Genomic DNA, 13,043 nt, shown 5'->3' on the forward strand with positions numbered 1-13,043 from the left:
GAGCATGATGATGACGGACTCGCACTATAGCCGCCGCTTGTTCCTGCAGGGCGCGGCGTCGCTCGCGCTGGCAGAGCGGCTGCGGACGATCGCGCCGACAGCGCAGGCGTTTGCGAAGCAGAAGCGACCAATGGAAGCGCGGCTAGCCTTTGTAGCCTCATGCTCGATGCGCGGCGATAAGATCCAGGCCTTCTCCATCGCGAAGGACCGCTGGACGCATGTTGACAGCGTCGCAAGCCGAGCACCTTCATCCGTCGTCCTCCATCCTGGGAAGCATTGCTTCTATGTCGCCAACGAAGTGGATAGCTTTCGAGATCTGCCCCGCGGAACTATCGAGGCCTACGGCTTCGATCCGGCGAGCGGAAAGCTCACGCTCCTTGATCGAAAGGAGCTTTCCCTTTCAGGGATAAACCCGCGGCAGCTTGCAATTTCACCCGGAGGGGATTCTCTGGCTGTTGCCATTCACGGTGGCGGCGCCTACAACGTATTTCCGATAAGAGCAGATGGCGCACTGGGGGATGTTGGTGGCATCTTCAAGGAGATCGGCTCCGGGCCGCGGAGCGAAGCGCAGACCGCGGCACATCCCCATACTCTGTGGTTTGCAGGAGATGGAGACGCTCTGCTGGCAAGCGACAGCGGCAGCGATCGGATCAGTGTTTTTCATCTCTCACGAGCAGGCCTGGTGCGTCACAGCCGCGTGGACACTCGACCAGGACTTGGGCCGGGAAGTCTGATCGTTCACCCGGGCAGCAGATTCGTCTACGTCGTGAATGAACTGGATGATTCTCTGTCGTGCTACCGCTTTGATCCAACTGGTCAGCGGCTGGGAGAAGAGCTGTCGTGGATCCGGCTGGAGAGTGGAGTGGGTCGTGGAGTGAAGCGCTACTCGATGACGATGGATGAGGAAGGTCGCTTCCTGTATGTGTCTGCAGGAGACGCGATCAGTCAATGGCGTCTCGATTCCGCCTCGGGTACAGTATCTATTCTTCAGAGATGGCGGGGAGATGTAGGGTCCGCTGCGGCTCTCACAATGACCGGGGACGGCCAAGGTCTGCTCCTGCTCGATGATGCGCGTGATCGCGTCGTGCAGTTGGAGGTCAAGAGGTCTACTGGAGCAATCGTGAGGGCGAAGGAAATGGCGCGAGTTGTATCGCCGAAAGCCGTGGCTATCTATGCCTGCTGAGAGCATGGCTAACTTCGAAAGTATGGCAACGATCAAGCTCTCGCGGGCGAACGAAAGGCCCGGTAATTCCATAGCAGCTTTCAGATAACGCAGTGGACCAAGTGCAGCGGCGGCCTACTGCGGAAGCGCGGCTTCCTGCCTGTGAATGCGCACTACCTCACGATAAGAAGCTGCCGCTGCGCGAATGGATTCGAGTTGACCACTGGCCAGTCTGGCGTCCGAAATCAGATCAGAGCCGACCCCGAGTGCGACTGCTCCGGCCTGGAGATAAGCGCCCGCTGTCTGCACAGTTACGCCGCCGGTGGGCATAAGGCGAATTTGAGGGAAGGGCGCGCGCAAGGCAGCGAGGTAGCTGGCGCCTCCCATGGCGGAGCAGGGAAAGACCTTAACTACATCGGCGCCCAGTGTCCACGCCTGCATAACCTCAGTGGGAGTAAGCGCGCCGGGCAGGGATAGCTTGCCGAGCGCTTTCGTGCGTGCGACAACCTCAGGGAAAAGACCCGGGCTGACTACGAATTCTGCCCCGGCTTCGATGGTGCTCTCGCACTGCTCCGCTGTGGTGATGGTGCCTGACCCAATGAGAACTGCATCGCCGAAGCGGCGGCACGCGCCGGCGATGACCTGGGAGGCGTCGGGTACGGTCATCGTGATCTCTACTACAGTGATGCCACACTCCAGCAGCAGGTCGATGGCCTGATAGGCGAGATCTGCGGAGCGAGCGCGCAGGACGGGAACCAGACAGCGAGAGAGGATCTTTTCTAAAGTGGACGGCAACCGACGGCTCCTTTCATTTTGCTCATCTAGCTCATCATGCGGCGTGTCATCTGGTGATGTGCGGGACGGCATCCTGCATCAATTGCATGACCTCTGCCATAGTTGCTGCGCCATTGTCTCCGGGAGTTGTCATCGCAAGGGCGCCGTGCGCCAGGCCGCACTCAAGTGACCACTGCAGGGGCTGGCCACTCATGATGCCGTAGACAAGGCCAGAGGCAAAAGAGTCCCCACCGCCGATGCGGTCGAATACTTCTATTTCGCGCCACGGACCTCTGCAGGCTTCGTCAGAGGAAACAGCCGCGGCGTTCCAGCCGTTACGACTGGCCGAGTATGTTTTGCGGAGAGTCGAGGAGACGATCTTCAAGTTGGGATAGCTCTTCTGCATCTCGCGCATAAGCTCGCAGCTTTCATCGACACGGGATTCCAGATCCTCGCTGGCCGGCTGGTGCGAGTCGCGGTCAAGCAGCGCCAGAAAATCCTGACGGTGGCCAAAGAGCACATCCACGACCTCGACGATGGCGCGGTTGCAGCGGATCGCCTCTTTGTGGCCACCGTGTGCTCGCCATAATGAGTCGCGGTAGTTCAAGTCATACGAAACGATGGTTCCGTAGTTTCGCGCGGAGTGAATGGCGGCGAGGATGGTTGAAGGAGTAGTCGCTGAGAGTCCTGCGAAGATGCCTCCAGTATGAAACCACCGCGTGCCGTTCTTCTCACCGAAGATCAAATCCCAGTCATAACTCTCAGGGGTTAGTTGCGAAGCAGCCGTATGTCCACGGTCAGAACAGCCGACTGCGGCCCTCACGCCAAAGCCTCGCTCGACGAAGTTGAGACCATTGCGAACGGTCTGACCCACGCCGTCATAAGGCACCCACTGGATGAGAGAGGTATCCACCCCACCTTGCAGGATGAGGTCCTCGATCAGCCTGCCTACAGAGTTATCAGCAAGAGCAGTTAGGAGACCGGTGCGCAGGCCGAAGCAGCGGCGAAGGCCGCGTGACAGGTTATATTCGCCGCCACCCTCCCAGAGCTTGAATTCTCTGGCGGTGTGGATGCGCCCTTCTCCTGGATCGAGTCTGAGCATTACTTCACCCAGGCTGAGGCAGTCCCAGCGGACGCTCTCTGCCTCTCGCAGTGACAGCAACCCTCCTGTTGTAGTCGACTTTTTCAAAGTATCAAACTATTCCATTTCTGCTTAAAGTTCGCGCTGACTATATCCCATGTCGCGCTCAATGGCCCGCGCGCAAAGTTGCAGGCTGCTGACGATTGCCGGTAGTTTCTGCTTGGTGATTCGAAAAGGCGGCCCCGATACGCTGATGGCTGAGCGCGAGACTCCATCAGGAGCAAAGATCGCCACTCCCAGACAGCGCACGCCATCCTCTCTTTCTCCGTCGTCGATGCCGTAGCCGCGTCTCCTGGTTCGTTCAAGCTCCTTCATCAGATCTTCCAGGGTCACCTTGGTCTTCTCGGTAAACCGTTCGACCTTGATTCTCTTCAACTGCTTTTCGCGCAGTTCCGGAGCCAGCGTGGCGAGCATCGATCTGCCGGAGGCTGTGCAGTATGCGGGACTGGTCGAGCCTATGCGCGAGATCATGCGTATGCTGCGCGCGGGTTCTATCTTGTCCAGGTAAACGATGTGATCGTGATCGAGAATGCTGAGGTGGGCTGTCTCGCCAACCTCGTCTACGAGCTTGCGCAGATGCGGCGCCGCTATCTCACGAAGGTCGTGCTGCTCCAGTGCCCGGGAGCCGTAGTCAAAGAGCCTGAGGCCCAGGCGGAAGCGGCCCCGACTGCTTCTTTCAATGATCCGGTGACGCTCAAGAACCATGAGGAACCGATGCGCGGTGCTCTTGTGCAGCTTGAGCGATGCCGCGATCTCGGCAAGGCTCTGCGGCTCGTTGCTCCGGGCGAGAGCATCGAGCAGGGCAAAGGTGCGATCGAGCGCCTGGAGCTTGTATGCCTGACTTTCGCTATCTTGCATTGCGGTACGAACTCTCATGATATGGTGAAGCCACTTTGGAAGATAGAGTTTAACCTATCCCACGATAAAGGCGAATGAAAAATATCGGAAGAGTTGCTTATCTTCAGGAAGGGAACAGGAAATGAATTTCGGTTACAAGTCGCGAGGGTTTCTCCTTGCTGTATTGGCCGTGATTGCCGTCGGACATGCTCAGGCGCCATCTGCCGCGAAGCAAAGTCCCACAGCAGCGCGCGGCGATCAATCTGTCGGATCGTTAATCAAGGAATATCGGCATGTGGAAGTGGCTTCGATCTCCGATGCGATCGAACAGCTGACCGGCCGCAGGATGTATATGACGCACAAGATGCAGGCTATCTTTCCAACGCACTTCGTCGGCGTTGCCCTCACGGTGCTGCTGAAAAAATCAGAGCAGAAAAATCCGTCAGCGCTCGACGGGATGCTGGCCGCCATCGACGCAGGCCAGGCCGACTCGGTGTGGGTGATGAAGATAGAAGACGGCGCGGACATTGCTGGCATGGGAGGGCTGATGGGCGTGGCCATGAACGCTCGCGGATATGCCGGGGCGGTGATCGATGGAGGGGTGCGTGACGTTGCGCAGCTCAAGAAGATAGGCTTCCCGGTGTATTCGACCGGAGCTGTTCCATCTACGTCCGTTCACCATTACGTGTTTGCTGGCTCCGATATCCCGGTCAACTGCGATGGTGTGCAGGTGAATGGCGGCGATATTATCGCAGCGGACCAGGACGGGGTAGTCGTCGTGCCGCGTGCCATCGCCGCGGCGGTCCTTGCCAGGGCTCAGCAGCTCGATTTTCAGGAACACATGATGTACGGCTACATCGAGCAGTCGAAGTCAATCGAAGCCGCCGTAAAGAAGACAGGCAGATTGTAAAGCGTTGATTCAGATCATCGAGTGAGAGAGTTGTCGAATGCTGCGATTCTTCCTGATTTTTCTACTCTTTGGCCTAAGTGCTATTTCGTTTCTTGATAGAACGAATATCTCCATCGCTGCACCAGAATTGCGAGCGGGCTTCCACCTGAGCAATGTTGAGCTGGGGTGGGTGTTCAGCGCGTTTCTTGTGGGTTATGCGGGCTTCCAGCTTGTAGCAGGCAAGCTCGCGGATCGCTATGGGCCTCGCAAGATGCTGACCGCAGGAGTCCTGGGATGGTGTCTCTTTACTGCCATGACGGCAGTGGTGCAGCCACACTGGCGCTTTGCCTTACTCCTGCTGCTCGGAGTACGCTTCGCCCTAGGCGTAGGTGAATCGATCATCTATCCTGCGGGCAATCTCTTTGTATCGCGATGGATTCCGACGAGTGAGCAAGGGCTTGCCAATGGGCTCATCTTTGCAGGGGTCGGAGCCGGCGCGGGTCTGACTCCGCCGTTGCTGAATTGGGTCATCCAGTCCTACGGCTGGCGGGCCTGCTTCTGGCTGTCCGCGCTCATTGGCGTTTTCGCTGCCGGGGTGTGGTATCTCAGCTCGCGCGATCAGCCAGAGGCTCATCCCTGGATAAGCGCAAAGGAATTAGAGCATATTCGCCGGGGCCTTGAGGCTAAGTCCACAGCAGATGTCCGAAAGGCTGATCCCTCCAGCGCATCTCCTTACCGGAACGGGCAGATATGGCTGCTCTCAGCGAGTTACTTCTCATTCGGCTATACCGCGTGGATCTTCTTTAGCTGGTTTTTTCTCTACCTTGCGGAAGTGCGCCACCTGAGCCTGCGGAATAGCGCCTTCTTTACGACTCTTCCCTTTCTGGCGATGACCATCTCCTCTCCGGTGGCCGGGTATATCAGCGATCGCATAAGTCACGCTTATGGCTCCTATAGAGGTAGATCCATCTTCGCGGCGGTCTCGCTGATGCTTACGGCGCTGCTGTTGCTGGAAGGATCTCGTATCACTTCAGTGACGGCTGCCGCACTGGTGCTGGCATCTGGAGCGGGCATGCTCTACGCCTCGCAAAGCTGCTACTGGTGCGCGGCTATCGCCGCGAGCGGGACGAAAAAAGGGGCAGCGGCCGGACTGATGAACATGGGCGGCCAGATAGGAGGAGCTCTGACAGCGACACTGACGCCATGGATCGCCACGAAGTTCGGGTGGATTGCAGCCTTTGCTGTGGCTGCCATCGTCGCCTTTGCCGGGGGCGTCGCCTGGCTGTTTGTGCGCCCGACTCGATCCAGCCAGGTAAGTCTGTAAGTCTTCCTTAACTGGCTGATCCGCCCGCACCCCATTCTTTTCCAAAACAAATACCGCATGGCGATACGCAGTCTCAAATATCTGTTGACTTGCTGTCATCGACGTTTCACACTCACTCCATCGATCGGCATGTGCCGTGCAGGTTGAGCAGCATAGCCAGGAAGCTTATGACTGCCGACATGCTCTAGTCTCGTCCGCACGGCTTTGTTGGAACTACCTGAAAAGCAAGTGCCAGACACTTTGTCACGTGATCGAGAACTGGGCTCCAACTAGCACCATGATTGTTCAGCGTCGGGAGATAAAGTGATGTGGAATCGTTCTAGTGCAATATGCATATGGCTGTGCGCTGTCCTGGTAGTTGCGCTACCTGTGACGTCATTCGCACAGGTTGCCAACAACACTTCACTGGTAGGAACGGTTCTCGATCCCTCCGGTAATCCAGTAAGCGGCGCGAATGTGAAGGCAGTAAATGTCGGCACCAAGGTGAATTACTCCGGCAAGACCAACGATCAGGGTTACTATGCGATCACATTCATACCGGCGGGAACCTACAACATCACAGTAGAGAGTCAGGGCTTCAAGTCCGAGACTAGTACGGGCATTCCTGTTGCGATTAACGCAGCGGTCCGCTCGAACTTTACGCTAAGCATCGGCTCCGTGCAGGATCAAGTACTGGTGACCGCATCGACTCCGCCGCTTGCCACGGACGATGCTACCGTGCAGGAGACCGTGAATACGCGGGCGATTCAGGATCTGCCATTAAGCGGCAGGCGCACGATGGACCTTGCGGCTACCAAGTCTGATGTAATTGTGGGCCCTAAAACTTCCTTTACAGGTATACCGCCAGGTGAGGATTTTATTGGCGCTGGTCAGAGAGAAATCACGAATAGCCTCTCTCTTGATGGCATTACCATCATGAACAATCTGATCTCTACCTCAGCCGTTACGGTTAGCCCGGATGCGATCCAGGAAGTTCAGACGCAGACTGGAAACTACACAGCTCAATACGGCGCATACATGGGCGTACATATCAACATGGTTTCGAAGACGGGAACTAACTCGCTCCATGGAACTGCATACGATTATGTGCAGAACGATGCTTTCGACGCGAAGAACTTCTTCAACCGCTCTAATACCAAGCTGCCCCTGCGCTACAACCAATTCGGATTTGAACTAGATGGACCTGTCTATCTTCCGAAGATCTACGATGGTCGCGATAAGACATTCTTCACCGCGGCCTATGAAGGGCTGAGGAACAATAACCAGACAGGGGTAGGCCTGGGAAATACCTTTACACAGGCGATGCGGAACGGGGACTTCTCACAGACATCGGCGAAGCTCTTCAATCCGTATACCGGCACGGCCTTCGCTAACAACCAGATTGATCCAGGGCTGGTCTCTCCGATCGCGCAGAAGATCATCTCGTTGTATTACCCATTGCCGAACGCAACTGGCGCTAACAACTTCACTGCGCCGCTGCCTTCGGTAGTAAATATCAACAATGTACTTGCGCGCGTGGATCAAACCTTTGGGCAGAATGTGCGCCTGTTTGTACGCTATGACTGGCAGAACCTAACTGCGTTAGGCTCGAGCGTTACACCCACTGGCGCTACCTATGGGCCCACTAATAATAGAAATATAGCCTTCGGCTATACGCAGGTCATTACTCCCAACTTCATCAACGACTTTAGATTCGGCAGAAATCACCTGATCAGCAATGCGCTGAACTACTGGTACCAGAATCATCTGCTGAATGCAGGTACGAGCCTTGGCATCCCAGGCTTCGCAGCGGATACGCAGTTCAATAATCCTGGCATTCCCTACATGACCGTGACCAATTATCTTTCCATGGGCAATAACGGAACCAACTGGTTCCAGGATGATACGACGTGGCACGGCTATGACCAGGTCAGCTGGACCCACGGCAAGCACGCGATTATGGCAGGCGCCGAACTACGGAAGATGACAACGGGGCGGGCTGCTCAGAACAATCCACTTGGAATCTTCGCCTTCAATGGGCAGCTCACGTGCCAGGTCCAGGGAGGAGCGTGCGCCTCTGGAACGGGCAACGCTGCTGCGGATTTCCTCTTGGGCCTGCCGCAGAATGATGCTACGCCTATACAGGAGTTGAAAGGCGTAGTGACCGAATGGCGAGACGGATTCTTTATCCTGGATAACTGGCAGGTCAACGAAAGACTTACGCTGAACTACGGAATCCGGTACGAACTTCCTACCGTTCCCTATAGTCAGAATGGATTTGCGACTATTCTCAATGCGCAGCAGACGGCACTTATACCCGCGAACGCACCGCAGGCAGGATTCCATTTCATCGACGCGAACCACCAGGACTGGGCGCCTCGCGTAGGCTTTGCCTATCGCGCAACGAATCACGTGGTGATCAGAGGGGGCGGAGGAATCTTCTACAACCCAAACCAGACGAATAGCTTTACCCTGGCTACGGGTAATCCGCCCTTTGCGCAATCAACGACCTACTCCACAGTTCCCGGTTCACCCGCGCTTTCGTTTGCCAATCCAACACCGGGCACCAATCAATCGAAGACAATAGTTCCTGGAACGCCCGGAACATATGTCTCTGTCTTCAGTGTTAATCCTTATCTGCCGACCCCTACGATGTATCAATGGAATCTGGACGCTGGCAATGATCTATGGAAGAACGCGGCGTTTGAGCTGCAGTATCTCGGTTCACACTCACTGCACCTCGATCGCAGCTTCTATAACAACACTCCGCTGCCTGCGCCAGGGAATGTAAATGCTCGCCGGCCCAACCAGCTATGGGGCTCCATTCGCCAGATTCAGAATGATGAGTTCGCTAACTACAACGGCCTGACTGCAATCTTTCGCCAACGCATGACCAATGGCGTGCAGGCTATGGTGAGCTATACATGGGCCCATGATCTTGATGTCTCCACAGACTCAAATGGCGGCGGCGCGCCGATGAATCCCTATAACTTCCGCGCCGATTACGGGAATGCGAACTGGGATATTCGGCATCGCCTGGTAGCATCGATCATCTGGGAGCTTCCCAAGCTCAGTAATTTTTCGCCCACGGTAAGAACGGCGCTGGGGAACTGGCAGCTCAACACAATCACCACGCTGCAGTCTGGCATGCCCTTCAATGTGACCATCTCGCCTGACCAGGCGAATACGGGAGTGGGAAACCAGCGTCCTAACTATGTACACGCGCCCAGTGCTAAGTGCAATGCTGATTCTGTTGTCTCCGGCGCAAGCTGCATTGACTCAAGCGCGTATACCCTTCCAGCCTCTTACACCTATGGCAATGAACATCGCAATGTGCTTTATGGGCCCGCCTACCTGGATTCCGATGTTTCTCTCTTCAAGAACTTTCCGGTATATAAGACGATGACGTTGCAATTACGTGCGGAGGCCTTCAACGTATTCAACCGCGCGCAGCTTGCCAATCCCAGCGCGACATTCCAGACTTCCTCGTTTGGCACTATTCAGAATACGGCGGCGGTTCTGGCTCCAAATCGTGTCTTGCAGTTTGCTGGAAAGATTAACTTTTAACGGATAGCTGCAGGCATGGTGGACGTCAAATCCATCATGCCTTCAACAGGTGATCAGGAGAAGTGAGAACTATGCTATCGCGTCGACGATTCTTAAGTAGCGTCAAGCAATCTGCTGTAGGCATCAGTCTGCTTCCAGTTCTTCCTTCGGCGGTTTTTGCGCAGGCGGGTAAGAGCGAGGAGAGCGCAGACGACGATTACTATGCAAAGCTTGGCGTAGCCCACATTATCAATGCTGCTGGAACCTATACGTACCTGACGGCTGCCATCATGCCGCCGCAGGTACAACGCGCAGTGGCTGAAGCAGCGAAGCATCCTGTCCGGCTGAAAGATCTGCAAGTGGCCTCCGGGGAATATCTGGCAAAGAAGTTGAAGTGCGAGGGTGCGCTCGTATCTGCCGGAGCAGCATCGGCGCTCACGCTGGGAACTGCGGCCTGTATGGCATTGGCGAACAATGTCGAAGGAACCATCCGCGTGCCCCAGGGGGCGGATGCGATGAAGAACGAAGTGATCGTACAGAAGGGACACCGCTACGAATATGACCAGGCATTGTTGAACTGCGGCATTCAGTTTCGCGAAGTCGTTACAGAGTCGGATTATCGCAATGCCTTCAGTTCGAAAACGGTCATGACGCACTTTTTCAATGCGGCAGAGTCGGGAGAGATCGATCGCGAGACCTGGTTGAAGATCGCGCACGAGCATAATGTGCCGTGCATGAACGATGCCGCTGCGGATATGCCTCCGATAGAAAACCTGTGGAAGTATACGGGCATGGGTTTTGATCTTGTGTGTTTCTCAGGCGGCAAGGGTATTCGCGGCCCGCAGAATGCGGGACTGCTGCTGGGAAAAAAGAAGCTGATTGATTTGGCATATAGCAACAACAGCCCCATCTCTGACGCTGTAGGCCGCGGGATGAAGGTGGCGAAAGAGCAGATCGTTGGTATGGTGGCTGCGGTGGACTGGTTGCTGGAGCAGTCCAATGAGGCTATGCAGGATGAATACAAGCGCAGAGTAGATGTGATCATCCAGCAAGTAAAAGATATCCCCACCATGAAGGCGAGTACTTTCATGCCAGAGGTGGCAAATCACGTTCCGCATTTGCTGCTGGAGTACAATCCCGCTACAGTTGGCGTAACCGTTCAGCAGGCGATGGAGATGCTTCGCAAGGGAACTCCGTCAATCGAGCTGAATCCGGCAACTGGAACAAGTGAACGTACGAGTATTCCATCGAACGCAGACACGATTGTGGTGGGCGTGTGGATGCTCCAGCCTGGGGAAGACGCCATTGTTGGATCAAGGCTCAGGCAGGTTCTGACAGCCCGGAACGCCTAACTCAAAGATGAAGAGTGACAAGGAGAGAACACCGCTTATGAATCAGACGACTCGCCGCAACATGCTGAAGACGGCAGCGAAAGCTGCAGCCGTAGGAGGCGCTGCGCTGGCTGCCTCTGGAACCTCGCAGGCGAAGACCAAGGAAGCACCGCTTGAGAAAAAGGCATATGGCCTTGCCCCTTCCGATCCGAATGAGGCGCCGCTCTTTTCTCCAGCTGTGTCTTATGGAAGCCTTCTTTTTCTATCCGGAGTGGGTGCGCATTTCCCGGGGGATGTGCAGGCGCACACGAAGCATGTTCTCGACGAGCTTGAGAAGCAGCTGGTCAATGCAGGGTCATCGATGGACAAGGTGCTGAAAGTGAATGTCTATCTCAATGACATAAAAGACTGGCCTGCGATGAACGAGGTCTACAAGGGACGCTTCGGTAAAGTACCTCCTGTTCGCACTACGGTTGCCCCTGCAGGCGGCATTCCGGGTAACTCACTTGTTGAGATTGACCTGATCGCATATATATAAACGGCCGACTTTCCCATAACTGCGGGATAGCTAGGGAGAAGTGTGTCGACCACACCTTTGCTGTAAGAAGCAAGCTGCCAAGAATTCATCGCGAATTCAGATTGGATATTGCAGATGTATCTTCGCAAATTGGAACGTAAGGTATCACTTTGCCTGGCCACAGTCGGCGCACTCTTTACGGTTGCGCCGTCTCTCCACGCCCAAACCTATGACCTGCTGCTAAAGCATGGCCACGTTGTCGACGCGAAAAACCATATCAGCTCCACTATGGATGTCGCCGTAAAAGATGGCAAGATTGCCAAAGTGGCTGCGAATATATCTCCTGCGGAAGCGGTGAAAACAATCGATGCCAGCGATCTGTATGTGACGCCGGGCCTGATTGACATTCACGTGCACGTCTTTGCTGGTACGGGCGAGAGAGGCTCGTATGCTGGCGATTTGAGCGTCTATCCGGATGGTTTCACGTTCCGCAATGGGGTGACTACGGTTGTCGATGCAGGGTGCTCCGGCTGGCGGAACTTTGAAGACTTCAAGGATAAGATTATCGACCGGTCGCAAACACGGGTGCTGGCGCTGCTGAATATTGTCGGCTCGGGAATGCGAGGGCCTAAATACGAGCAGAACCTAGCCGACATGCAAGCAGAGCCAACTGCAGCGATGGCTCGCAAGTATCCGGAGATTGTTGTGGGCATCAAGAGTGCTCACTTCGAGGGGCCGGAATGGACACCGTATCTGCAGGCCGTGAAGGCAGGTACGCTGGCGAATATTCCGGTGATGATCGATTACGGAGCCAACCGCCCTGAGCGGCCGCTCTATCAGTTGCTCACGCGCGTGCTGCGGCCAGGAGATATCTATACGCACATGTACTCAGGGCTGCGCGGCGAACAGGATAAGACCACGCTTGGACCGAGCAAGGCCTTGATTGAAGGGCGGAAGAGAGGTATCTACTTTGACGTGGGCCATGGCGGCGGGAGCTTCGACTGGAGAGTCGCGGTTCCGCTTACCAAGGCGGGCTTTCTTCCTGACTCCATCTCCACGGATCTGCATGTGGGCAGTATGAACGCCGGAATGAAAGACATGTTGAATGTGTCCGACAAGATGCTGGCGCTGGGCATGCCTCTCGATCAGGTGATCGCGGCTGACACATGGCACCCTGCGCGCGAAATCAAGCGTGAGGAGCTCGGCAATCTCTCTGTCGGAGCGCCCGCCGATATTGCTGTTCTGCGTGTTGTGCACGGCCATTTTGGATTCGTCGATATGTTCGACACGAAGCTGATGGGAACAGAAAAGCTGATCTGCGAGATGACGATTCGCAATGGCAAGGTCGTCTATGATTTGAATGGAATGAGCAGTCCGCTCTGGACGGAAGCTCCTACCAATGCGGTACGGCAGGCGGAGCGGTGGACCCGGTTCAAGCAAGTGTCTCCTGCAGCTGCAACACACTAAGTCTTCGGTGCGCAAGCGTCAACGCTTGAAGCTATAGTTCAAACGGGATCTGCGATCTTTGCTGGCGCAGATCCCG

The 13,043-nt window shown here is 55.7% G+C and carries 10 protein-coding genes; 7 read left to right on the forward strand and 3 right to left on the reverse strand.

The window, feature by feature from the left end:
- Positions 1 to 4: 4 nt before the first annotated feature.
- Positions 5 to 1,183, forward strand: a complete 1,179-nt coding sequence (locus C7378_RS11300; RefSeq protein ID WP_131996444.1) for a lactonase family protein — start codon at positions 5 to 7, stop codon at positions 1,181 to 1,183.
- 114 nt (positions 1,184 to 1,297) lie between these two features.
- On the opposite strand, the gene C7378_RS11305 is transcribed toward C7378_RS11300, so the two are convergent.
- The 3 genes from C7378_RS11305 to C7378_RS11315 are packed head-to-tail and all read right to left on the reverse strand — an operon-like array spanning position 1,298 to position 3,935.
- A complete protein-coding gene (locus tag C7378_RS11305; protein ID WP_243648200.1) occupies positions 1,298 to 1,957 on the reverse strand; it encodes a bifunctional 4-hydroxy-2-oxoglutarate aldolase/2-dehydro-3-deoxy-phosphogluconate aldolase in 660 nt (219 codons plus the stop codon).
- 46 nt (positions 1,958 to 2,003) lie between these two features.
- The gene (locus tag C7378_RS11310; protein ID WP_207901406.1) at positions 2,004 to 3,125 is read right to left on the reverse strand and encodes a sugar kinase; all 1,122 of its coding nucleotides are present in this window, start codon (positions 3,123 to 3,125) and stop codon (positions 2,004 to 2,006) included.
- Between the two features lie 24 nt (positions 3,126 to 3,149).
- Positions 3,150 to 3,935 (reverse strand): IclR family transcriptional regulator, encoded by a 786-nt coding sequence (locus C7378_RS11315; protein WP_165876765.1) that lies wholly within the window; start codon positions 3,933 to 3,935, stop codon positions 3,150 to 3,152.
- A 121-nt stretch (positions 3,936 to 4,056) separates the two neighbouring features.
- Here C7378_RS11315 and C7378_RS11320 point away from each other — a divergent pair, with 121 nt between their 5' ends.
- The 6 genes from C7378_RS11320 (at position 4,057) to C7378_RS11345 (ending at position 12,967) form a co-directional block, all read left to right on the forward strand.
- On the forward strand, positions 4,057 to 4,824 hold the full coding sequence (locus tag C7378_RS11320; RefSeq protein WP_131996453.1) for an RraA family protein: 768 nt from the start codon (positions 4,057 to 4,059) through the stop codon (positions 4,822 to 4,824).
- 37 nt (positions 4,825 to 4,861) lie between these two features.
- Positions 4,862 to 6,127 carry an MFS transporter gene (locus C7378_RS11325; RefSeq protein ID WP_131996456.1) on the forward strand — a complete coding sequence of 422 codons (1,266 nt, stop codon included), beginning with the start codon at positions 4,862 to 4,864 and terminating at the stop codon, positions 6,125 to 6,127.
- A 369-nt stretch (positions 6,128 to 6,496) separates the two neighbouring features.
- A complete protein-coding gene (locus C7378_RS11330) occupies positions 6,497 to 9,673 on the forward strand; it encodes a TonB-dependent receptor (protein WP_243648201.1) in 3,177 nt (1,058 codons plus the stop codon).
- A gap of 71 nt (positions 9,674 to 9,744) precedes the next feature.
- Positions 9,745 to 11,004, forward strand: a complete 1,260-nt coding sequence (locus C7378_RS11335) for a selenocysteine synthase (RefSeq protein ID WP_131996462.1) — start codon at positions 9,745 to 9,747, stop codon at positions 11,002 to 11,004.
- 37 nt (positions 11,005 to 11,041) lie between these two features.
- On the forward strand, positions 11,042 to 11,521 hold the full coding sequence (locus C7378_RS11340) for a RidA family protein (protein ID WP_131996465.1): 480 nt from the start codon (positions 11,042 to 11,044) through the stop codon (positions 11,519 to 11,521).
- 129 nt (positions 11,522 to 11,650) lie between these two features.
- Positions 11,651 to 12,967, forward strand: a complete 1,317-nt coding sequence (locus C7378_RS11345; protein WP_341539143.1) for an amidohydrolase/deacetylase family metallohydrolase — start codon at positions 11,651 to 11,653, stop codon at positions 12,965 to 12,967.
- Positions 12,968 to 13,043 lie beyond the last annotated feature (76 nt).

This window comes from Acidipila rosea, assembly GCF_004339725.1.
Lineage (GTDB): Bacteria > Acidobacteriota > Terriglobia > Terriglobales > Acidobacteriaceae > Acidipila > Acidipila rosea.

What these genes read in the sequence shown, in the direction of transcription:
- C7378_RS11325 (WP_131996456.1), top strand. Translation starts at nt 4,862, where the DNA reads ATGCTGCGATTCTTCCTGATTTTTCTACTCTTTGGCCTAAGTGCTATT.
- C7378_RS11320 (WP_131996453.1), top strand. Translation starts at nt 4,057, where the DNA reads ATGAATTTCGGTTACAAGTCGCGAGGGTTTCTCCTTGCTGTATTGGCC.
- C7378_RS11335 (WP_131996462.1), top strand. Translation starts at nt 9,745, where the DNA reads ATGCTATCGCGTCGACGATTCTTAAGTAGCGTCAAGCAATCTGCTGTA.
- C7378_RS11340 (WP_131996465.1), top strand. Translation starts at nt 11,042, where the DNA reads ATGAATCAGACGACTCGCCGCAACATGCTGAAGACGGCAGCGAAAGCT.
- C7378_RS11300 (WP_131996444.1), top strand. Translation starts at nt 5, where the DNA reads ATGATGATGACGGACTCGCACTATAGCCGCCGCTTGTTCCTGCAGGGC.
- C7378_RS11315 (WP_165876765.1), bottom strand. Translation starts at nt 3,935, where the DNA reads ATGCAAGATAGCGAAAGTCAGGCATACAAGCTCCAGGCGCTCGATCGC.